This is a genomic window from Sorangium sp. So ce321 (genome assembly GCF_051530195.1).
In the GTDB taxonomy this organism is placed as follows: Bacteria; Myxococcota_A; Polyangia; order Polyangiales; family Polyangiaceae; genus Sorangium.
In genome coordinates, this window is sequence record NZ_CP150329.1 from 5,293,839 (window position 1) to 5,317,931 (window position 24,093).

5 protein-coding genes are annotated in these 24,093 nt (G+C 71.6%); 1 reads left to right on the top strand and 4 read right to left on the bottom strand.

The window, feature by feature from the left end:
• Positions 1-240: 240 nt before the first annotated feature.
• On the top strand, positions 241-2,223 hold the full coding sequence (locus WME89_RS19570) for a carbamoyltransferase family protein (RefSeq protein WP_438010634.1): 1,983 nt from the start codon (positions 241-243) through the stop codon (positions 2,221-2,223).
• A gap of 55 nt (positions 2,224-2,278) precedes the next feature.
• On the opposite strand, the gene WME89_RS19575 is transcribed toward WME89_RS19570, so the two are convergent.
• The 4 genes from WME89_RS19575 to WME89_RS19590 form a co-directional block, all read right to left on the bottom strand.
• Positions 2,279-3,106 (bottom strand): FkbM family methyltransferase, encoded by an 828-nt coding sequence (locus WME89_RS19575; RefSeq protein WP_438010635.1) that lies wholly within the window; start codon positions 3,104-3,106, stop codon positions 2,279-2,281.
• Positions 3,107-3,173: 67 nt separating this feature from the next.
• Positions 3,174-11,642: an amino acid adenylation domain-containing protein gene (locus WME89_RS19580; RefSeq protein WP_438010636.1), complete on the bottom strand. Its 8,469-nt coding sequence runs from the start codon at positions 11,640-11,642 to the stop codon at positions 3,174-3,176.
• A gap of 37 nt (positions 11,643-11,679) precedes the next feature.
• Positions 11,680-17,094: an SDR family NAD(P)-dependent oxidoreductase gene (locus tag WME89_RS19585; RefSeq protein WP_438010637.1), complete on the bottom strand. Its 5,415-nt coding sequence runs from the start codon at positions 17,092-17,094 to the stop codon at positions 11,680-11,682.
• A 3-nt stretch (positions 17,095-17,097) separates the two neighbouring features.
• Positions 17,098-23,739: an amino acid adenylation domain-containing protein gene (locus tag WME89_RS19590; RefSeq protein ID WP_438010638.1), complete on the bottom strand. Its 6,642-nt coding sequence runs from the start codon at positions 23,737-23,739 to the stop codon at positions 17,098-17,100.
• Positions 23,740-24,093: the final 354 nt, after the last annotated feature.

A 24,093-nucleotide genomic window follows, 5' to 3' on the forward strand; every position in this document is an offset into this window, starting at 1 on the left:
CCTCGATGGCTTTCCTCATGCCTGCGTGCATCAGGGCGCCGAATCACGGCCGACTCGCGGCTGCGTCGTGCGGAGTCTGCGTACAGCGGGAGAGCCATGCTCCGGCAGAAACACGAATGAAAGCAGCCTCGTTCGGTGCGTCGATCCACCGCTCGAGTCCTGCATTGATCCTCGTGTTCGCGCGTCGATTTGCCCGTCGACCAGGGTTTACTTATCGCATTCGAATGCTAGCCTCCATTCATGCGAATCCTTGGCATAAGCGGCGGCCACGAGCCGGACCATCAGGGTTATCCGAGACCAGTGTTCAATGCGGCGACGTCGCACGACGGCGCCGCCGTCCTCCTCGAGGACGGAGAGGTCGTCGTGGCGATCGAGCAAGAGCGGCTGAACCGCCTCAAGCATTCGAACAAGGCACCCTTCCAGGCAGCGCGCTTCTGCCTGGAGAGCCGGGGGCTCCGCGTCGACGAGGTGGACTACATCTGCTTTTACATCAGCGAAGACTGGTGTAACGCCGCGGTGAAGCGCGGGCTCTTCTCCACCGACCCCGAGCTGCGCACGGCGCACGACGTCATGAGGCGCCTCCTGCTCGCCGAGTTCGGCGCCGACGTGGAGCCCGAGCGCATCCAGTTCGTGAAGCACCACACGGCCCACGCGATGAGCGCCCTGATCGGCTCGGGGTACGAGAGCAGCCTCGTCTTGACGCTGGATGGCTGCGGCGACGGCGAGTCGGGCTCCATCTCCGTCGGCTCCGGCGGCGAGCTTCGATCGTTGAGGGACATCGCGGAGCGGGACTCGCTGGGCCATTTCTATGTCCAGGTGATACGGTTCCTCGGGTTCTCGCTGTTCGACGAGTACAAGGTCATGGGGCTCGCCCCGTACGGCGACCCGCGCAGGTACCGGGCGCAGCTCCAGGCGATGTACACGCTGCTCCCGGAGGGCGCGTGGGTCATCGACGTCGACAAGATCGTCGATCTCCACGACGTGATCCGGCCGCGCGCCCCGCGGGAGCCGGTCACGCAGGACCACAAGGACATCGCCGCCTCGCTCCAGGAGGCGCTCGAGACCATCGTCTTCCATTGCCTGCGGCACTTCCAGCGCGAGACCCGACAGGTGAGCCTCTGCTTCGCGGGCGGCGTCGCGCACAACTGCACATTGAACGGGAAGCTCCTCCGCTCCGGGCTGTTCGAGCGGGTGTTCGTCCAGCCAGCCGCGCACGACGCCGGCTGCGCGCTCGGCTCCGCCATGGCCGTGCACATGCGAAAGGCTCCGGCGCGGCGACCGCCCGCGATGAGCCATCTGTACTGGGGAAGGCACATCGGCGAGCGGGCCGAGGTGCGCAGGGCGCTCGACGCGTGGCGCGATTTCATCAGCGTGGAGGAGCTCGCCGACGCGCCGAAGGCCGCCGCCGAGCTGATCGCGGCGGGGAGCGTGATCGGGTGGGCTCAGGGCCGGTCCGAGTTCGGTCCCCGCGCGCTCGGCAACCGCAGCATCGTGGCGGATCCCCGGCCGGCGGCGAACAAGGACATCATCAACGCGATGGTCAAGAAGCGCGAGGAGTTCCGGCCCTTCGCGCCCGCCGTGACCGAGGAGGACGCGCGCGACTACTTCGATCTCGGCGGCGCGGAGACCATGCCCTTCATGGTCTTCACGGTGCCCGTCCACGAGCACAAGCGACAGCAGCTCGGCGCCATCACCCACGTGGACGGGACCGCGCGGGTCCAGACGGTCTCCAGGCGCACCAATCCGCGCTTCTGGCAGCTCATCCGGGCCTTCGGCGACATCACCGGCGTACCGGTGGTGCTCAACACCTCCTTCAACAACAACGCCGAGCCGATCGTCGACTCGGTCGACGACTGCGTGACCTGCTTTCTGACGACGCGGCTCGACAAGCTCGTCGTCGGCGACCACCTCGTCCACAAGAAGCCTGCGCCGCCGTCGGCCTACGCGGAGCTCGTCCCGTCGTTTCCGACCTTCTTGAAGCTGCGCTCGCTGCGAGGCCCCACGCCGGGCGGCTACGAGGTCGAGCGCGCGATCGTCACGACCTACAACGACGCGAAGCACCCTGTCTCTGCCGAGACGTTCGAGGTCCTGTGGCGGGCCGACGGCCGGAAGCGGCTCCGCGAGCTGCTCGACGACGTGATGGACCGGGAGGCGGTGATCGCCGAGCTGATCGAGCTCTGGTCGCAGCGCCTGGTGCGCCTCTTGCCCGCTACCGGCCATTGACGGCGGATGAGCGGGGGAGCCGCCGAGCACCCGGAGGCCGGCGCTCCCCCGCATTCTACCGGTACCCGGCCATGGTGATGATCACGTCCTCGGGGCAGATCTGATCGGTCTCCACCTCGAACCCTTGATCGCGCAGCATCCGCCGGACGCGCTCGCCTCTCCCGTCGAAGTCGTGCAGCTCGAGGACGACGGCCCGGATCCTGCCCCAGTCGCCGGGGCGAATGCCCTCCAGCACGTCGATCTCGGCCTTCTCGGCGTCGATCTTGAGCAAGTCGATGTGCCCGAGCTGCTCCCGTTCGATGAGCTCGGACAGCGTCGTGAGCTCGCATTGCACGCGCCTCATGCCACGCCTCATCCACCACGCGTGACAGTCGATGAGCAGCGAGTTCACCGCGCGCGGGAGGTGCCTCATATAGGCCGGCAGATCCGCGTGGTGCTTCTCTCGGATCCGTTCGTCGTAGATGGCCGCGAGCGTGGCCTGCTTGTCGTCGCTCGCCATCATGTCGTACATGCTCGAGATGGCGCTCTGGCGCGGAGCGTAGTGGAAGGTCGCGGTGCCCGCGGCGCGACCGAGGCCCGCGCGGTGCAGGCGCGCGCGCTCCGATCCGGGCGACCCCAGGTTCATCCGGAGGAGCTCGAAGGTCTCGGGGATCGGCTCGAAACAGTGGATCCGCGCTCGTCCGCCGGTGCGCTTCAGCACCTCGAGCGCGAAGAGGCCGATGTTCGCGCCGACGTCGATCACCGTCACCTCTCCGCCGGCCAGGAGGCTCTGCACGCGAGGCCTGAAGTAGCCCTGCACCTGGAGATGCAGGGTCCTCGCCATGTCGGGGACGCGATCGTGAACGACCCTCTGGTCAGGCAGCTGGATTGCGAACGTCTTCATGTTGGCTCATCCCAAGGTGTTGTGTCCGTCCCTCGCGCCGCCGCGCGCGCGCGGGCGCGGGCTCCGCTCACCGGCACGCGCGCGCGATCGCCCGCAGATCGTCGATGACGTCGCCGGCGACCCGCTGCGCGGTCGCTGGCGCATGCACGTTTGCGCTGTAGCGCCACCGGAACGTCAGGGCCTCTCCGCGGACCAGGACGTGGCACTCGAACAGGTTGAACCGCAGGTTCGTCGCCGCCTCGTCATACCCGGTGGACTCATTCGCCACCCGCAAGATCGATCCCTGTGCAGGCGGCTCGACGCGCCCCTGGTAGTTGAACAGGATCCCCGGTCGCTTCCGGAGCCGCCCGAGCTCCGCGCTGAGCCGGGCGTCGCCGCCGAGGTACTTGATGAGGTTGTAGCCATGGCCCCCGTTCGGGATGCGATCGATCTGCCGGCTCACGTCGAGCAGCGCCGCGAGGGGCTCTTCCTGGCTCGGGCGCCGGAGCACGAGCACCCGCTCGGCGCTCAGCCAGCCCACCGAGCGCGACGCGTCGAGCTCGGCGCGGTGGGGCATCAGATCACGCCCCGAGTTCAGGACCATGATGTCCTGAAGGGAGCGGCCCGTCCACGCGGTCACGCCGCGGAGGACCGCGGCGATGAGCGCGTTCTCCGTGCTCACCCCGAAGCGCGCCGGCAGGTCCCGCAAGAGGACCTGGGACTCCTGCTCGGGGAGCGACGCCCAGTGATCGCGGACCGACTCCACGGTATAGAGATGGCGGGTCGCCGGGTGGTCCGCCGGGAGGAGGTCGATCTCGTCCCAGGGCAGCGAGAGCCAGTAGGCGCGCTCGTTCGGCAGGATCTCGTCGTGCACCCACCGCTCGAGCGCGCGCGTCCAGCGGCCGGGCGAGGCGCCCCTGGGCGGCAGGCGGGGCGCGGCCGTCGTCGCGAGCTGATCGTAGATGGATTGCAGGTCGAGCGCGGCGATCATCATCGATAGCCAGTCGACCACGAGGTGGTGCGCGTTGAGCCATAACCGGCCTCGCCCCTGCTCGTCCCACCGGAAAAACACGATCCGGAACAGCCGCCCTCGCTCGAGCGCGTATTCATCCTGCATGCGATCGCAATGCCGCTCGAGCTCGGCACCGCGCTGCTCCTCCGGGACCCTCGACAGATCCACGCAGGCGAACGGCGCCTCGGTCCAGGGCTCGTCGATCACCTGGCGAGAGCCGCCCGGAGCGGGCTCGAAGCGCGCGCGGAGCGCCTCATGGCGGTTCACGAGGAGCAGCGAAGCGCGCGCGAGCCTGTCGAGATCGAGCGGCGCCACGGCCTCGAGCAGCAGATTCACGTTCCAGCGCGCCGGGCGGGTGCGCTCGCGGGCCTGCTCCAGGTACCAGCGCTGGAGGGCGGTGAGCGGTTGCTCCCCGATCTCTCGCTCGACGTCCCCCTCCGCGCGGTCCAGGGAGGCGCGAGCGGTCACCAGGCGCGCGATCGTCTGGTGCTGGAAGAGCTGCCTCGGCGTGATGTCGAGCCCCGCCTCCCGCGCCCGCTCCACCAGCGCAATGCCAAGGAGCGAATCCCCTCCGAGCGCGAAGAAATTGTCGTCCACGCCCACCCGATCCAGCTTGAGGACGCCGGACCAGAGCGCGGCCATCCGGCGCTCTGCCTCCGACGAAGGCGCCCGGTAGGCCGCGCTCGCCCCATGGCGGTGCTGGAGAGCAAGATCGAGGACCGCTCTCCGATCGACCTTGCCGTTGGCCGTCAGCGGCATGCGCTCCAGCGCGACCCACGCGCCGGGCACCATGGTCCGCGGCAGCCTCGCGGCGACGACCTCCTCCAGGACGCGAGGCTCGAGCGCGGCGCCCCGCTCGGCCACGTAACAGGCGACGAGGCGCCTGGTCCCGCTCGGGGTCGACTCCACGCACACCACCGCTTGCCTGACCTCGGGGTGCTGCGCCAGCGCGGCTTCGATCTCCCCGAGCTCGATGCGGTTTCCCTGGAGCTTGACCTGGAAGTCCTCCCGTCCGATGAGCTCGATGTTCCCATCCGGGAGGAATCGCCCGAGATCGCCGGTCCAGTAGAGCCGCTCGCCCGTCTCCGGATGCTCGAGGAAGCGCTCCGCTGTCTGCGCAGGATCTCGATAGTAGCCGCGGGCGAGGCAGATCCCACCGACGTACATGCGGCCGACGACCCAGTCGGGACACGGCTGCATGCGCTCGTCGAGCACGTGGACACGCTGGTTCCGGAGGGGCTTGCCGTAAGGGATGCTCTTCCAGGTCGGATCCACCTCTCCGATGGGATAGAAGATCGACCAGACCGAGGTCTCCGTCGGGCCCCCCGCGCCGATGACCCGCGCCCCCGGGCAAGCGCGGCGGATCTGATCGGGCAGGGACACGGGGATCCAGTCGCCGCTCAGGATGACCCAGCGCAGCGAGGGACACGCCCGAGGACCGCCGCCGAGGTGCTCGATGAACATCTGCATCAGCGCGGGCACCGAGTTCCACACCGTGATCTGGTGGGTCTCGACGAGGTGCCGCCAGTGCGCCGGATCCAGCGCGCCCTCGGGTGAGGGGATGACCAGGGCGCCTCCCGCGCCGAGCAGCCCGAACACGTCGTACACGGAGAGATCGAAGTGAACGGCCGAGAGCGCGAGGGCGCGATCCGACGGGGAGACCTGGAAGCGTTCGTTGATCTCGAGGATCGTGTTCAGCGGGCCGCGGTGGTCGAGCGCCACGCCCTTTGGCTTCCCCGTCGAGCCCGACGTGAACAGCACGTAGGCGAGGTCGCCCGGCCCCTGGACCGCCGCGACAGGGCTGTCGTCCTCCGACGCGAGCGCGCTGTCGTCGTCGACCGCGATCAGGCGCACGGCCTCGGGCCAGGCCAGCGAGGAGGCCAGGCGCTCCTGCGTGAGGACGAGCTCCACCTGCCCCTGATCCAGGGTCGCGCGGATGCGCTCGATGGGCCACTCCGGATCGACGGGCAGGTACGCCGCCCCCGATTTGAGGGCCGCCAGGATCGCAACGATCTGCGCCCATCCCTTCGCCGCGGCCACCGCGACGAGCGCGTTCGGTCGGGCTCCGAGCGCGCGAAGGCGCCGGGCGAGCGCGCTGCTCTGCCGATCGAGCTCCCCGTAGGTCAGCGTCCTCTCGGGGCTGATGACCGCCGGCGCGGAGGGCCGCAGCGCCGCTTGCCGCATGAACCCGCTGTGCAGGAGGTCGCTCGAGACCTCACGCGTGGTGTCGTTGACGCTGGCGCGGACAGCGCGCTGCCGCTCCGGGAGCTCGATGGTCGCCGCCCTGGTCCAGGACGCGTCGTCCCGGGAGAGGCGGCTCAGGAGCGCCTCGTACGCCTCCAGGAGATCCGCGGCGAGGCCTTCAGGAAACAGCTCGTCGGCGGCGCTGGCGCTCAGCGCGAAGCCCCCCTCGTCCTGCCGGATCTCGTGCTCGATGCAGGAAGCCGGCGTGCCCTGTCCACCTCGCTCGGACCGGAAGGGCGCGGCGACGTGCAGCCTGACGGCGGTCGCGCCGGGGTGACGCACGCCTCCGTCCGGCGCTCGCGTCCCGGGCGCGACGAGCGCGATGGCCTCGTCGAGGGACCGGGCGAGATCGACGAGCGGCGTCTCGCCACCGCGGCTCACCTCGATCCGGCCGCTCCCCGTGCCGAGGGAGACGGACAGCACGCCGCTCGGCGGCTCGCCCGACGCGTCGACCACGACGACCAGCGGCGACGTGCTCCACGCGGCGACAGCCTGCGCGAAGGCGGCGACGACGGCTGCCCCCGGGCTCACGCCGAGGAGCGCCGCGCGCGCCTCGAGCCCGCGGATGAGCCCGGCGTCGACGAGCCGGGTGCGGCGGACGAGCCGAGGAGGCTCCCCCGCAGGGGCGCTCCGCACGAACGGGAGCGCGGGCGCCGAGAGCGCCCGGCGCGCAGCCGCTGCCGTCGCAGGTCCGAGCGCGTCGCGGGGGAGGAGCGCCGAGACCCTCCTGTCGGGCTCACGCGCCGCTTCGGCGAGGAGGCGCTGGAGGAGCTCGGCGTGGCGCGCGATCGTCGCCTCGCAGAACAGCGCCGTGTCGTACTCGATATGACCGCTCAGGGTCGCTCCGTCGTGCTGCATCGACAGGGTGATGTCGTACTGCGACGTCCCTGGATCGAGGTCGATGGGCGTCACCCGCGCCCGCCCCAGCGCGATCGGCGCGGGCACCTTGGGCTGGAAGGCGAACATCACCTGGAACAGCGGGGTCCGGCCGAGGTCTCGCTCCGGTCGAACGGCGTTGACGAGCCGCTCGAAGGGGATGTCCGCGTGCGCGAACACGCGCACCGCCGTGCTGCGCACCCGCGCGAGGAGCGCGCTGAAGGGCGGATCGTCCCCGAGATCGCCGCGGAACACGAGGGTGTTCACGAAGCACCCGATGACGCCCTCGAGCTCGGGGTGATCGCGCCCCGCGATCGGCGTCCCGACGAGGAGGTCCGCCTGCCCGCTGAGCCGATGGAGCAGCGCGAGGAACCCGCCCATCAGGACCATGAACGGCGTCACGCCGCGCTCGCGGCCGAGGCCCTCGACGGCCTCCGTCAGCGCTCGCGAGAAGCGGAAGTGGTGCCGCGCCCCCTGATACCGCTTCTCCACGGGACGAGGGTGATCCATCGGGAGATCGAGGGTTTGACTGGCGCCCGCGAGCTCGGCCTTCCAGAACGCGATCTCCTCGCTCCGCGCCGCCTCGTCCCAGCGCCGCCGCTCGTGGACCGCATGGTCGCCGTGCTGGACCGGGAGCGCTCCCCAGCGCGGGCGCTCGCCCGTCGAGAGCGCTTCATAGGCGGCGGCGAGCTCGCGCACGAAGATCTCGTGCGACCAGCCGTCCGTCACGATGTGGTGCATCGCGAACGCGAACAGGTACCGCTCGTCGTCGAGCTGCGCGAGCTCGGCCCGCACCAGGGGGCCTCTGGCGAGGTCGAACGGGCGCGCGGCCATCCGCCGGAGCCGCGCGAGCGCCGTCGCCTCGCGCGCGTCCGGAGCGAGCGCCGGGCGCCGGTGATCGATCTCCTCGAAGTCGAGCTGCGCTGACGGCTGAACGATCTGGACGGGAGCCCCGTCCACGACGCGGAACACGGTGCGGAGGGCCTCGTGCCGCTCGATGACGGCATGAAGCGCGCGCTCGAGGGAGCGCACGCACAGAGGCCCCGCGATCTCGGCCGCGCCACCGACGTTGTAGGCCCCTGTCCCGGGCGCCAGCCGGTCCAGGAACCAGAGCCGCGTCTGCGCGTACGACAGCGGGATCACCCCGCCCGGGTCGCGGGGGCGCAGCGCCGGACGCGTCGAGGGACGCGCGATCTGCTCGATCCGCTGAGCCAGGTCGGCGAGCGCCGGCGCGTCGAACAGCCACCGGAGCGGCACCTCGACGCCCGCTCGCTCGCGGATGCGGGAGACGACGCGCATCGCGAGCAGCGAGTGGCCCCCGAGCTCGAAGAAATGGTCGGTCCTGCCCGGCGCGCGCCCGAGGAGCTCTTCCCACACGGCGGCCACGAGCCGCTCCGTTTCGGTCGCCGGCAGCTGCCGATCTCGCGCCGGCGCGCGCTCCAGCGCGTCCGGGCTCGGGAGCGCCTTGCGGTCGATCTTGCCGTTCGGTGTCTGCGGCAGCCGGGGCAGCTCGACGAAGCGCGCCGGGAGCATGGCTTCGGGCAAGAAAGCGCGCGCGTGCGCCCTGAGCGCGTCGGGGCTCACCGGCTCCGCCGCGGGCACGTAATAGGCCACGAGCACCGATTCGCCCACCGGGTCCCGGTGCGCCGCGCAGACGCACTCCCGGACGCCGGGGTGGCGCGCCACGGTCGCCTCGATCTCGCCGAGCTCGACGCGGAAGCCGCGGATCTTCACCTGATGATCGAGCCGGCCGAGGAACTCGATCTGCCCGTCCTGCGTGATGCGCGCCAGGTCGCCGGTCCGGTACATCCGCGCGCCCGGCGCCGTCGAGAGCGGGTCTTCGACGAACCGTTCCCGGGTCAGGTCGGGCCGGCCATGATAGCCACGGGCCAGGCCCGCTCCGCCGATGTACAGCTCCCCGGCCACGCCGATCGGGAGCGGCTCGCGCCGCTCATCCAGGATGTAGATGCGCGTGTTGGCGATCGGGGATCCCAGGGTGATCCTGTCCGGATCGTCGACGCGCGCCGCGGCGGACCACACGGTCGTCTCCGTCGGGCCATACAGGTTCCAGAGGCAACCCGCGCGCGCGCCGAGCTCCCGGGCGAGGTCCGGCGGGAGCGCCTCCCCGCCGGACAGCGCGCGGAGGTGCGGGCTGCCGGTCCACCCCGCCGCGAGCAGGAGACGCCAGGTGCTCGGCGTCGCCTGCATGACCGTCGCTCCCGAGCTCTCCAGCGCTCGCAGGAGCGCGACGCCGTCCCGCGCCTCGGCGGCGGACACGAGGACCGTCCTTCCGCCGACGCTCAGCGGCAGAAACAGCTCCAGGACGAAGATATCGAACGACGCCGTGGTCACCGACAGCATCACGTCGCCGGCGTCGAGACCGGGCTTGTCCCGCATCGCCTCGAGGAAGTTCACGACGCTGCGGTGCTCGACCTGTACGCCCTTGGGGTGTCCGGTCGAGCCCGACGTATAGATGATGTAGGCGAGATCCCGGCTGCAGGGCGGAGCCACGAGCGGCGCCTCGGCCAAGGCGGCCTCCGCGGTGAGGTCCTCGAAGAACACCGTCCGCTGCGGCTCGCCGGCGAGCGAGAGCCGCAGCGCGCGCTGCGTGAGCAGGACGGCGGCCCCGAGATCGCGCAGGATATAGCCGATGCGCTCGCCCGGCAGCGCGGGATCCAGGGGCACGTAGGCGCCGCCCGATCTCAGGATCGCGAGCAGCCCGATGACGAGATCGAGCGATCGCTCCATGCAGATCGCCACCGGGACGTCCGGGCCGACGCCCATCGCGCGCAGCCGGCGCGCGAGACGGGCGGAGGCGCGGTCGAGCTCTCCGTACGTGATCTCTCCGTCACCGAACGCGAGCGCGACGCGCTCCGGATGGCGCTGCGCCTGCCGCTTGAAGAGCTCGTGCACGCAGACATCCTCGGAAAACGGTCGCTCCGTCCGGTTCCACTGGTCGAGGAGCAGCGCGTCGTCCTCGTGCACGACCGGCAGGTCGAGCACGCGCGTGTCGGGGCGCGTGGCCGCCGCGCGCAGGAGCGCCTCGTAGCTCCTGAGCATCCGGTCCACCGTCTCGCGGCGGAACAGATCGGTGTCGTACTCCAGATCGAGCCGGATGCCCTGCGGGCGGTCCCAGGCCTCGACGGTCCAGTCGTACTTCGACGTCATCACCGGCACCTCGACCGGCTCGAGCGCGAGCCCCGTGAAGGCCGGCAGATCGGCCGCCGCGTTCTGCAGGATGAACAGGGTCTGGAACAGCGCCGCGTGGGACGTGCTCCTCTCGGGTTGCAGCGCCTCGACGAGCAGCTCGAACGGCAGCTCGTCGTGCGCGAAGGCGTCGAGCACGTCGCGCTTCGTCCGGCGGAGGAGCTCGACGAAGCCGGGGTTGTCCGAGAGGTCGGCGCGAAGCGCGAGGTTGTTGACGAACATCCCGGCGAGCGGCTCGATCTCTCGCCGCGTCCGCCCGGCGACGGGCGACCCGACCACGACATCGAGCTTCTGCGTGACGCGACAGAGGAGGATCTGGTACGCGGCGAGGAGCGTCATGAAGAGGGTGACGCCCTCCCGCTGGCATAGCGCCTTCACCGCCGCGGAGAGCCGGGGTGACAGCGTGAGCGACGCCTTCGCGCCCCGGTGCGCCTGCGAGGCCGGGCGCGGCCGGTCCAGCGGCAGCTCGAGGAGCGCCGGCGCGCCGCGCAGCCGCTCCTTCCAGAACGCGAGCTCTCGCTGGAGGCGCTCCTGGCTCCACTGGCCTCGCTGCCAGACGGCGTGATCGCCATACCGGACGGGCAGCTCGGGCAGCCGCGGGGCGCGCCCCGCGACCAGCTCGTTGTAGAGCGTGGCGAGGTCCCGGAGCAGCACGCCCCAGGTCCAGTGATCGCTGGCGATATGATGCGTCGCCATGAGCAGGACGTGCTCCTGCGCGGTCAGGCGAAAGAGGGCTGCCCGGAGGAGGTCGCCCCGCTCCAGCGCGAAGGGCGCATGGGCGATCTCCGCGCATCGGAGGACGAGCTCGCGCTCGCGGGCCGCCGGCGCCATCGTGGAGAGGTCCGTGACCGCCACGGCGACGCCGGACGCTGGCAGCACCTCCTGATAGGCGTCCTCGGCGTCCTCGCCGAAGCGCGTCCGCAAGATCTCGTGCCGCTCCGCGAGGAGCGAGATCGCCCGCTCGAGCGCCGCCACGTCGAGCGAGCCCCGGAGGCGCGCCGCCCCATGGAGGTTGTACGCAGGGCTGTCGGGCTCGTACCGGTACAGGAACCAGAGCCGCTGCTGCGCGAACGCCAGGGGGAACCTCGACCGCGTCCCGGTCCGCTGCGGCCCCGCCGCCGCTCCGCCGCCGGACGGACCTCGTCCCTTCAGCTTCGCGACGAGCGCCTTGAGCTCCTCGGACGACAGGCCTTTGATCCGCTGCTGCAGCTCGCTCAACTTGACGTTCCTCTCCCGGTTCCGGTGCGTTCGTGGCTCAGGACGGCTCGCCGGGCGCGGCGGCGTCCGTCATCGCCTCGAGCACCGCGAGGCGCTCGGCGAGAGCGCTCGTGATCTTCTCGGCGAGCCCTGCGACGGTCGCCCCCTCGAACATGTCCTGTTTCGGTAGATCGACGTCGAACGCCTCCTTGACCCGCGAGAGGACCTGGATCGCCAGGAGCGAGTGGCCGCCGAGGCTGAAGAACTCGTCGTGGACGCCGATCGGCCGCCGGCCGAGCAGCTCCTCCCACTGCGAGCACAGCACGCGCTCTATCTCGTCGCGAGGCCGCTCGTCGTCGCCGAGGGTCCGCCGCGGACCTCTGGAGGGCTCCAGCCGGGCGCGGCGCTGCTGCTCGGCGAGGGCAGGGAAGTCGCGCGGCGAGACCACGATCTGCTCGGGCCCGGTGAGCGCGAGGATCTGCTCGATGGCCCTCATCCCGTCTTCCGGGGCGATGCCGCGCGACGTCCTCTGCGCCGGCGCGGAGAGGGCGGCTCCGGCGCCGCCGTGGACGCGCTGGAGGACGAAGCGGGTCACGTCGGCGATGACCCGCTCCTGCTCGTCGAGCAGGGTCACGTCCGCGGAGAGCACACGGCCAGGCTCGGTCTCCTCCCGGCGCAGACGAACATGGCTGAACAGCCTCGATGGAGTGGGCGCCAGGCAAACCACGCGGCCATACCCCGCGGGGAGATAGATCCCTCGAGGATCGAGCACGGCGGTCAGCGAGGTGGCCACGTCGAGCAGCGCTGGATGCAGACCGTACACGGACAGGTCCGCCGCGAACTCCGGGCGAAGACGGATGTCGGCGAGGACCTCGTCCTCCCCGACATGGAGAGACTCGATGCAGTCCCAGCGAGGTCCCCACCGCAGCAAGCGGCTCGCGTCGACGGCCTCGAAGAGCTGCCGGGCGGCTGCCGGGCGGCAGCGCCGCCGGATCGACTCGACCGGCGCGCGCCCGCGCGCCTCGCCGAGGGCAGGCGTCCAGTAGCCTGAGGCGAGCCGCTCCCTGGCCCCGGTGGGGCCCGGAGCGAAGATCGAGAATTCGGTCCGCGTCCCGCTCCGCTCGGTCGCGAGACAGACGTCCTGCGGCGCCCCGTCCTCCACGCGGCAGGGCGCGTGGAAGCGGACCTCATGCAGCTCCACGGCGTCCATCCCCGAGAGCGTGGCCGCGGCCCGCGCCATCTCGAGCAGGGTCGTGCCGGAGACGAGCCCGGCGTGCTGCGTCCGGTGCTCCACGACAGGCCAGTCGCGCGCCAGGCTGAGCCGCTTGTGGAATGCCCGCGGCCCGAGCGCACCGCCTTCGACCCGGTCGATCAGCGGGTGTGGCCCCCGCGGGTTCGACCTCGGCCCGGGCGGCAACGGCGCCCGCCGGGTGACTCCGGCCCGCGCCGCCATGCCGATCTGCTCCCAGGCGTCCCACGCGATGGCGAAGCTCGGGTTGCCTGTCGTGCTCTGGTACGCCCCGGCGAAGGCGTCGAGGTACGCGTTCGCGGCGGCGTAGTCCGCCTGGCCGATCGCCCCGAGATGGGAGAACGTCGACGAGAACAGCACCAGGAAGGGCTGCTCCTGCTCCTGCGCGAGCTGGTCGGCGAGGTTCCGTGTCCCGGTGGTCTTCGGCGACAGCACCTGGCAGATCTCCTCGTTCGTCCGCGCCTCTAGCGGGCCGGCGCCCGGAACCCCGGCGCCGTGGAAGACCCCGTCGATGCGCCCGAAGCGGGCCCTCGCCTCGGCGAACACGCGCGCCACGTCCCGCGGCTCGGCCACGTCCCCGGTGGCGACGACGAGCTCTGTCCCCTGCGCCTCCATCCGCTCCAGCGCCTCGAGGATCTCGGCGGTCGCGGCCAGCGCCTCGTCGCGCTCCCTGTAGCTCGACCACTCCGATCGTGGCGGGAGCGGCGTCCTCCCCATCAGCACGAGCTTCGCCGACCAGGTGCGCGCGAGGTGCTCGGCGAGACGCGGCCCGATCCCACCGAAGGCGCCCGTGATCAGGTAGACGCCCCCTCGCCGCAAGCGCGACGCCTCCGGGGCTGGCGATGACGGGGGGATCGCCTGGAACGCCGGGACCCAGCGCTGCTGTGCGCGCAGGAGCACGAGGTCGTGCTCCGGCTCGCCCGCGAGCTCCCGGAAGAGGGACCGCGCCCACGGCGCGCCCGTCTCCCCGTCCCGCGGCAGGATCACGTCGACGACGCGACAGCGGACGCCGGCGAGCTCGTTGCCCAGGCTGCGGCAAAGGCCGATGAGCGCGGCATGGTCCGGCGAAGGGGTCGTCTCGCCGGCGATCGCGTGGGCTCCACGGGTCACGACCGCGAGCTCGATCTCGGCCCTCGGCGGCGCGGCGCCGAGGCTACGCGAGACGGCGCACACGCTGAGCAAGCCCCGTCGCAGGAGCTCTTCAGCGCTCTTGCCCGGCCCCCCCAGCGCGCTCCACAGGTGGACGATGCGCCGGGGGAAGAGGCCTTGTCCGTCGAGGGTCGAGAGCAGCGCCCGGAAATCCTCCTCGCTGTCAGGGCGCAGGACGAACGCGAAGGTGCCCGACGCAGCGAACGCCGGCCCGGGGCGGGCCGTGATCAAGCGAGCGCCCGAGCCGCGGACGTGCGCTTCCAGCGCGCCCGCGCTCTCGCCTGCGTCGGTGAGGAGCAGCCACGGCGCCTCGTCCGCTGGCCGGGACACCGGGGCGGCTTCGTGGAGACGAGACCAGCGGAGCCGGAACAGCCGCGCACCTCCGGCGTCCTCCGCGCCCTCGGGAGCCGTCGTCTGCGCCGTGCTCATGGACGGCTCCGCTGGGCCGTCCTCGACCGCGTGGCGCCTCCGCTCGAAGGGGTAGGTGGGCAAGGGGACCCGGCGCGCCCGCGCGTCCGGGGATACCGCTTGCCAGCGCAGGTCGGCGCCGCGCGCCCACAGCTCGCCGGCCGCTTCGAGCAGCACGCGCCGGCCGTTCCCGGCGTCGCCAGGCCCGGGGAGCAGCGGGATAGCTGCGCTCTCCGCGTTCCCCCCGAGCTGCGCGCGCACGAGCGAGCACAGCGTCGAGCCCGGCCCGACCTCCACGAAGAGATGCGGTCCCGCGCCCTCGAGCACCTCTTTGACGCCGTCCCCGAAGCGGACAGCGCGCCGCAGGTGGTCAGCCCAGTACTGGGCGCTTCGCGCCATCGCGCCCGTCATCCACCCGCCGGTGACGTTGGAGAGGAGGGGTATCCGGGGCTCGCGCAGCGTGATCCCCGCCATGGCCCTGCGGAACTCGTCCAGGATCGGCTCGGTCGCGGCGGAGTGGAAGGCGTGGGAGGTCTGGAGCCGGCGTCCCTTGATCCCGCGCGCGCCGAGCTGTGCCTCGTACCTCGCGACGGCCGCCTCGGCGCCGGAGACGACGCACAGCTCGGGCGCGTTCACCGCGGCGAGCGACAGCTCCGCCGGCAGGCTCTCGAGCACCGCCCCCTCGGACAGCGGCACCGCGATCATCGCCCCGCGCGGCAGCGACTGCATCAACCGCGCGCGCACCGCGACCGCCCGGAGCCCGTCCTCGAGCGAGAGCACCCCCGCGACGCAGGCCGCGACGAGCTCGCCGACGCTGTGCCCGAGGAGCGCCTCGGGGCGCGCTCCCCACGATTCGAGCAGCCGCGCCGCGGCGTACTCGACGACGAACAACGCCGGCTGAGCGACCTCCGTCTCCCGGAGCTCGTCGGCCGGGCCGTCGAACAGCAGCGCTCGCAGGTCGCGGCCGAGGAGCGGCCGGAGCGTCTCGGCGCACGCATCCACGGTCTCCCGGACGACGGCGTGCTCCTCGTACAGCGACCGGCCCATTCCGGGGTGCTGGCTCCCCTGTCCGGTGAACAGCATCACCACGCCCGCGGCGCCCCTCTGCGCCCCTCGCCCCGGCCCGGGCTTGCGCAGCCGCGCGACCGCGTCGGGTGACGAGGAAGCGACGACGAAATCGCGGTGCCAGAACCTCCGCCTCCCCTCGAGCAGCGTGAACGCCGCGTCGCGCAAGGAGAGCTCCGGGCGCCCCTCGAGGTGCTCCGCGAGGCGCGATCGCACCTGCGCCAGGGCCGCCTCGCTCCGGGCCGACAGCACCAGGAGCTCGCTCTCTCCCGCGGGGGTCGGCTGGTAGGCAGGAGCTTCCTGGAGGACCGCGTGCACGTTCGCCCCGCCGATGCCGAACGAGCTCACGCCGGCTCGCCGAGGGCCGTTGTTCCTCGGCCAGGCGCGGAGCTCCGCGTTCACGTGGAAAGGGGAGCTGTCGAGATCGATCTCCGCGTTGGGCCGCTGGTAGTGGAGCGTGGCCGGGATCTGCGCGTGCCGGAGCGCCAGCACCGTCTTGATGAGCCCGACGATGCCGGCCGCCGTGTTCGAGTGGCCCACGTTCCCTTTCACCGAGCCGAGGGCGCAACGGCGGAGCGGGCCGGGCGCGCGCCGGAAGGCTTGTTCCAGGGCGCGGACCTCGATGGGGTCGCCCAGCGATGTGCCGGTCCCGTGCGCCTCGACGTAGTCGATGGTGTCCGGCCGGACGCCGGCCACCTCGTGCGCCATCACGATCACCGAGGCCTGCCCGTCGACGCTCGGGGCGGTGTACCCGACCTTGGCGGAACCGTCGTTGTTCGTCGCGGAGCCGAGGATTAGCGCGTGGATGAAGTCGCCCTGCTCGATCGCGTCCTCGAGCCGCTTGAGCACGACGACCCCGACCGCGTCGCCGAACACCGTGCCCGCGGCGTCGGCGTCGAAGGGACGGCAGTGGCCGTCGGGAGAGCACGGCCCGCCCTTCTCGTAGAAGTACCCGCGCCGCTCCGGGAACATCACCGATGCCGCGCCCGCGATCGCCATGTCGCACTCGACGGCGCGCAGGCTCTGGCAGGCCTGATGGACCGCCGCGAGCCCGGTTGAACAGGCCGTCTGGACGCTGATGCTAGGGCCCTTGAGGTTGAGCTTGTACGCGACGCGCGTCGCCAGATAGTCCTTGTCGCTCGCGATGAGGAGCTGAATCGCCTCGGATGACTCGAACTTCTGGAGCAGCGCGCGGTGGTGCGAATGGAGATACGAGTTCATCATGGCGCCTGCGAAGACGCCGATCCAGCCAGGGTACCGCTCGGCGTCGTGGCCTGCGTCCTCGAGCGCCTCGTACGCGCACTCGAGGAACAGCCGCTGCTGCGGGTCGATCCACTGCGCCTCCCGCTCGCTGTATCCGAAGAAGTCGGCGTCGAACCACTCCGGCCTGTCGAGGCAAGGTCGTGCCTTGACGTAGCCCGGATCCCTCACCCGGGCGGGAGGGACCCCGGCGGCGAGCAGCTCCTCTTCCGTGAAGCGGGTGATGGACTCCCTGCCGTCGCGCAGGTTCCTCCAGAACGCCTCCGGATCGTTCGCCTGCGGGAATCGCCCGCTCAGCCCGATGATCGCGATGGCGTCGCGCAGATCTCCGAGGTCCTGCATCGTTCAATCCTCCGGCTTGCCCCGGGGCGAGGCCTGCTCCGGCGCGAGCGCGCGCCGCTCCAGACCTCGCTCGCGCTGCCGCCGGGCGCGCGCGGTGATGGCGTTGAACCGACCGCTCTCCGCCGCGCCCGGCGCTGCCTCGCCCTCCGCGGCCTCCTCGCCTTTCGCCGAGGGGGGCGCGTTCACCCCGAGGGGCCTCAGGTAGGCCGCCTGCTGGGACACCGTCGGGTGCTCGAACAGGTTGATCAACGACACATCCTTTCCCAGGCGCTCGCGGATGTGCCGCGCCATGCTGACGAGCAGGAGCGAGTCGCCCCCGAGATCGAAGAAGTTGTCGTCGTGACCGACGTGCGGGCGTCTCAGCACCTCGGCCCAGATGCGGGCGATGGCGCTCTCCAGCCCATCTCCCGCGACGGCGGCGGCCCTCGCCTGATCCAGCGCCGCGCGCGGCGTTCGCCCCGGGATCGAGCGCCGCGCCGGCGGCTCCTGGCCAGGATGCTCGTCGGCTTCCCCCCTGGCCGGGAGCTCCGCGGCGAGCCCCGTCCTGGCCTGCTCCGCGCGCGGCGGCACGTCCTCCAGGACCGACCGCCGCGCGCCCTCCGCCGAGCCAGGGAGCCTGTCGACGACCACCACGCTGACGGGCTGCTCCGTCCAGCGCTCCGCGATGTACGACGAGAGCGCTCGCGCGAGCCGATCGCGCAGCCGCTCCGGCCTCGCCGGGGCGGAGCCCTGCGGCGACGCGGCGCGGGTCGCGGCGTCGACCATGGCCCCCAGCGCCGCCGACTCGCGGGCCAGCGCCTCGACGGTGGTGTCCGAGACCGAGATGGCCCCCCCGACGAGGCCGTGGAGGTATTCGTACCGCGGGCCGACCTGGAAGAGGTGGGCGACCTGCGCGAAGTCGAATCCGCCCGTCTGACAGAGACCGATCTGGTGGTCCGGCGCCGTCGACTCGAGCAGATGGGCGATGATGCCGGCCTCCATGAGGCACAGATCCCGCGCCCGGCTGCCGTACACCGGCTCGATGGCGCCGAGGTCCGCCACGAGATACACGCTGAAGGCCGAGCTGTCGAAGGCTTGCCCGTTGGGGCCCCCGTGGACCGAGCGATCGATGTGCGCGCCGAGCTGGATCGTGACCAGCTGCTCACGCTCGGGGTGAAAGTAGTATGTGCCGCCGGGGACCCGCTCGATCCGATCCGGCTTCACGTACAGGTACGCATGCACCGGATACAGGTTGCCCGCCGAGGAATAGAGCTGCTTGCCGAGCGGATAGCCTGGCAGCCTCACCGGAGACAGCTGCCGCAGGAAGCGCGCCAGGCGTTCGAAGGCGATGGGCTCGCTCTGGAACTGGCGGTAGCTGCGCCGCCGCGCGAGCGCCGAGAGCTCCTCGTCCGTGCGCGCGCGGGCGATCAGAGGGATGGCAGCCCCGGAGAGATCGGCCCGCTGCGCCGGCTTGCTCAGCTTGAACTTCAGCCTCGCGATCGGATCCTGCAGCAAGGCTGAGGTCGAGTCCGCCGCGCCCTCCCGGGCCGTCACGTACGCGACAAGCCCGGCTCGCTCGTCCGCCGCGCGCTCCACCCTCGCTGTCTCGACGCTCGGGTGCTCGCGGAGCAGCTCCTCGAGTCCGGGCGCGAGCGCCGGAGCGGCCGCGATGCCCGGCGGAGGCTCGCCGGGCGGCGCTTCCACGCCGGCCGCGAGCGCCGGATCGCGGAGGGCGCTGCGATCGACCTTGCCGTTGCTGGTGAGGGGGAGGCGGGGCAGCTCCACGAAAGCGCCCGGCACCATGTAGTCCGGGAGCTTCGAGGCGATGAACGCCCGCAGCACGGCGGTCTCGAGCGCCCTGTCCGGGGCCGGAACGACATGGGCGATCAACCGCTTTCCACCGCTCGCCGTGCTCCCCACCGAGACGGCGGCGCTCGCCACGTCGGGGTGCTGGAGCAGCGCGGCCTCGATCTCCTCGAGCTCGATCCTGTGCCCTTGAACCTTCACCTGGAAGTCTTCGCGTCCCAGGAACTCGATGTTCCCGTCCGGCAGCCAGCGTCCCAGGTCGCCGGTCCAGTACAGTCGCTCGCCGGTCTCCGGGTGCGTCACGAAGCGCTCGCGCGTCCTCTCCTCGTCACGCCAGTAGCCGCGCGCGAGGCCCATGCCGCCGATGTAGAGGCGCCCGGACACCCCGTCGGGGCACGGCTCCATCGCCCGGTCGAGCACGTAGAACCGCTGGTTCGCGAGCGGCTTGCCGTAAGGGATGCTCTTCCAGCTCGGCTCGACGTGGGTGATCGGGTAGGCGATGGACCAGATCGACGCCTCCGTCGCCCCGCCGAGGCTCAGCACCGACGCGCCAGGGAACGTCTCACGGATGCGATCGGGCAGGGTCACGGGGATCCAGTCCCCGCTGAGGAGCACGGCGCGCAGGGGCGCGAGGGCGGCCGAGCGGGGCGCCCGGTGCTCGACGAGCATCTGCATGAGCGCCGGGACGGTGTTCCACAACGTCACGCCGTGCCGGGACATCAGCTCCTCCCAGTGGCCGGGATCGCGCAGCCGGGCCGGCTCGGGGAGCACCACGGCGCCGCCCGCCGCCCACAGGCCGAAGAGGTCGTAGACCGACAGATCGAAGGCGAGCGACGAGAGCGACAGGACGCGATCGGAGGCGTTCACGCCGAGGCGCGCGTTCACGTCCGCGAGCGTGTTCACGGCGCCGAGGTGGTCGATCGCCACGCCCTTCGGCCTCCCCGTCGAGCCCGAGGTGAAGATGACGTAGGCCAGATCGTCGGGCCGCTGGACGGCCTCGAGGGGCGATTCGTCCTCTGATGACAGTCCGCCCGGTGCGTCCAGGGGCACGACGATCGTCCCCGCGGGCCACCGGGCCGGCTCCGCGAACCGCGCCTGGGTGAGGACGATCTGCGCCGCGCTCTGCTCCAGGATTCCCCAGATCCGCGCTCGGGGCCAGGTCGGATCCACGGGCACGTAGGCAGCCCCGGACTTGAGGGTGCCGAGCGTCCCGAGCGCCTGCGCCATGCCCTTCTCGCAGGCGATGGCGACAAGGGTGTTGGGGCGCGCGCCGCGGGCCCGCAAGGCGCGGCCGAGGGCGTTGCTCCGCCGGTCGAGCTCCCCGTAGGTGATGCTCCCCTCGGGCGCGATCACCGCGGGCGACTCGCCGCGGGCCGCCGCGCTCCGGAGGAACGCCGCGTGGAGCAGCTCGTCCGGCGCGGCCCGCTGCGTCCGGTTCACCTCGGCGCGCGCCGCCTGCTGCGCGATCGGGAGCGCGACCCTCGCCCGCTGGAACGCCTCGTCGCCGCGCGCCAGCCGTGTGAGCAGATCGAGATAGGACTCGAGCATCGCTCCGACCATCCCATCAGGGAAGAGCCCCTCGACGACATCCCAGGAGAACGCGAGGTCCCCCTGGTCCTCGGTCACCTGATGATCGAGCCACACCTGCGGCGTCTGGGTGACCATGAAGACCTCCTCGCCGAGCCAGGAGAACAGCGACTGCGGCTCGGCCCCTCCCTGGCCGAGCAGGCTCGTGAACACCACGGGGACGCTCGGCGCGCGCAGCTGGCGGAGCGCCGGGATCGCCCCAGGGCGCCGGTGCTCGATCGCCCTCCAGATCTGGTCCTGGGTGGCGCGGGCCAGCTCGGAGACCCCCCTGTGCCGGCCCACGTCGAAGCCCAGGAGCACCACCGTGGTGAAGTCGCCGACGATCTCCGAGACGTCCTCGTGCAGCGGCGGACGCTCGAACGACGTCAGCGTGAGCGAGAACTCCGGGCGGGCGCTCCACTTCCCGAGCACCTGGGCGAACGCCGCGAGGACGACGGCCGAAGGCGTGAGGCGGCTCGACTTCGCCCGGTTCTTCAGCGCTTCCCACGCGGACCTGTCGAGGCGCCCCTTGTGCCGCACGAACCGGGGGGGCGTGACGTCTCGAGGCTTCCTGGCGAGCGGCAGGTCGGGCGCGGGGGGGAGGCTCGCCACGCGTTCGCGCCAGTACGAGAGCGAGCGCTCGTGATCCGGTGTCTGTCGGTGGCGCTCCGCATCGACGATGCAGTCCCGGAAGGTCACGCCGAGCGGCGGGAGCTCGATCTCGGGCTGCTCGTAGAAGCGCTCCAGATCGCGCGAGACGATCCCGCAGCTCCAGGCGTCGAGCGCGAGGAGATCCAGGTTGATGTGCACGCGGCACCGGCCGTCCGGAAGGAGCGACACGGCGACGTCGAACAGGGGCCATTCCGTGGGCGCGAAGACGCGGTGGGACAGCCGATGACGGATGTCATCGAGCGTCCGGCCGGCGTCGGCCGGCGCCATCGCGCGGAGGTCCCAGACCTTCGGCTCGAAGCGGGGCACCGTCCGCTGCGCTCGCTGGAGCCCGTCTTCGGTGAACACGGACCGGAGCATCCCGTGCCGTGCGATGACCCGATTCCACGCTCGCTCGAAGCGCTCGAGATCCAGTCCATCGCACTCCCGCTCGAGGTAGCCGTGACAGCCGACGCCCCCGAGGTCGAAGGCGCTCTCGCGCCCGACCAGGTACGCCCGTTGAACGTCGGTCGGGGCAAAGGGCGCCTCCGGGTCGTCGTCGCCTGGGCTGACGACGGGGGCCTCGCCCTCGCGGCCGCCCGACGGCGACGGCTCGGCGATCAGGCGCAGAAGCTCGGTCAACGTCATTCCCTCGATCAAGCTCACCGGCGAGATCTGCCTGCCGCTGAGCCTGGCGATGCGCTCCGCGAGCTGGATCGCCTTGACCGACTCGAGCCCGACCTCGACGAGCGGCACGTCCCAGCGCAGCTGCGCGGCGTCGATCTGAAGGATCTCTCCCACGAGCGCCCCGAGGCGCGCGGTACAGCCTGATTCGCCGGGCTGCGTGCAGGCCGCCGCGGAGGCCCCGTCCTGGGCCGCGGCCGCGCCCGGCGCTCCATCGCGCGTCGGCGCGCCGTGGAAGACGCCGAGGGGCTCCAGCTCATCGCGCAAAAAAGCCGCCTTGCACGCCCTTCGCTGCACCTTCCCGCTCGTGGTCCGGGGGAGGCGGCGCGGGGGGAGGAGCACGACCGCGTGCACGGGCAGCCCGAACTGCTGCGCCACGGCGCCCCGAGCGGCGCGCGCGAGCGCCTCGAGATCGAGCCCGCGCTGCCCGCGCTTGATCTCCTGGCAGACGACGATCGCCTCCGGATCCTCGACAGGGAGGCTCAACCCGTCCTCGAGGCCCACGGAGAAGGCTGCTCCCCCGTCGGGGGCGAGGGCCTCGTGGGCGGAGCACACCGCGAGCTCGATGTCCTGCGGATAGTAATTGCGCCCCCGGACGATGATGACGTCCTTGAGCCGTCCCGTGATGAACAGCTCCCCCTCATGCAAGAACCCGAGATCGCCGGTCCGCAGGAAGCGCAGGTCGCCAGCCCCGCGCAGCCGCGCGCCGAACGAGGCGCGGGTGGCGTCCGGGTTCTGCCAGTAGCCGCTCACGACAGCGCTGCTCTCGACCCACACCTCGCCTACCTGCAGATCCGGGGCGGGCTCTCCGCTGGCTGGGTCGACGATCGTGACGCGCGTGTCGGCCAGGGGTCGGCCGCAGCTCACGAGCTCCTGTGCGTCGGTATCCGCGGCGGAGCAGGCGCGCACCCGCCCCTCTTGCAGCGCCGTGGAGCTCACCTTGACGACGCGCGGCGGGCGCCTCGGCGAGACGCTGACCCCCAGCGTCGCCTCTGCCAGGCCATAGGAGGGTCGCAGCGCGTCGGGCCGGAATCCGCTCGGCGCGAAGGCCGCGAGGAAGCGCGCGAGGGTCCCCGCGCGGACGGGCTCGGCCCCATTGATCACCGTCTTCCACGTGGACAGGTCGAGCCGGGCGCGCTGCTCGGCGGTCGAGCTCGTCACGCAGAGATCGAAGGCGAAGTTCGGAGCGGCGCTATGGTGGCCGCGGTGGCGCGACAGCGCCTCGAGCCAGCGCATCGGTCGGAAGATGAACGACGCCGGAGGCATGCTGTAGCACCTGCCGCCCACGAAGAGCGGCAGCATGATCCCGTGGATCAGCCCCAGATCGTGGAAGTGGGGCAGCCAGCTGACGAAGGTGTCGCCGCCCTCGATCCCGAACCCGTCGGCGAGCATGCGGCAGTTCTGCAGGACGTTGCGATGGCTGACCATCACGCCCTTGGGGCTGGAGGTCGAGCCGGAGGTATACTGGAGGTACGCGACGTCATCGGGCGCGCCAGGCGCGCCGTCGGCGCGCCCGGCGTCGGTGCCCGAGCAGCACTCCTCCAGCGTGTGAATGGTCAGCGTGTGAATGGTCGACCCGGAGCGCGAGGCCGATGCGCTCCTCTCCCGCGGCGTGGGTCGCGCGGTGAGCGCGCACGCAGGAGCACAGTCGGCCGTGATGGCGTCGAACCGGGACTCCGCCTGATTCGGTCGCGGGAGCGAGGTGGGGACGGCCACCATGTCCGCCAGCAGGCAGCCGAAGAACGCCTCGATGAAATCGAGCCCGGGGGCGAACAGGAGGAGGACGCGGCTCCTCGGAGGATAGTGTTTCCGGAGGAAGGCGGCGATCGTTCGAGCGCGGGCGTGGAGCGCGGCGAACGAGAGCGCCGCCGTCTCCTCCTCGCCTTCGTGAAGATGAATGTACGCAGGCGCGTCGCCGAGCTCCTCCGCGCGGCGAGCGAGCAGCTCGGGCAGCGATTCCATGGCGCTCCGAGATTCAAACGAGTGATCCTGTGCGGAACTGGGCGCATGCCGAGCAAAAGTCATACCAGCTGTCACGAACAGTTCCTTTCGATGCAAGCACGCAAGATCACCTGCGTGTGCACAGGCGCTTCATCCATCGAAGCGATGCGTGCTGCCCGCAGCGAATCGGAGGCTTCGCGGGAGGCTCAGGGGGGCGCAAACGGTCGAGACGACCCCCCGGGCTCCGCGCTCGCTCCGCTGCGAGCCCGAGAGGATCGTGGGGTACGTGGAACGCTCAAGCCACGGTCGCAGGTCATGACACGAGGGAGAGGTCTTGTCTAGCCCACCAATCAACGGACCCGGCCGTACCCTGAC

Excerpts from the sequence above, each read along its gene's own strand:
- WME89_RS19570 (WP_438010634.1), top strand. The coding sequence starts at position 241 with ATGCGAATCCTTGGCATAAGCGGCGGCCACGAGCCGGACCATCAGGGT.
- WME89_RS19585 (WP_438010637.1), bottom strand. The coding sequence starts at position 17,094 with ATGCAGGACCTCGGAGATCTGCGCGACGCCATCGCGATCATCGGGCTG.
- WME89_RS19590 (WP_438010638.1), bottom strand. The coding sequence starts at position 23,739 with ATGGAATCGCTGCCCGAGCTGCTCGCTCGCCGCGCGGAGGAGCTCGGC.
- WME89_RS19575 (WP_438010635.1), bottom strand. The coding sequence starts at position 3,106 with ATGAAGACGTTCGCAATCCAGCTGCCTGACCAGAGGGTCGTTCACGAT.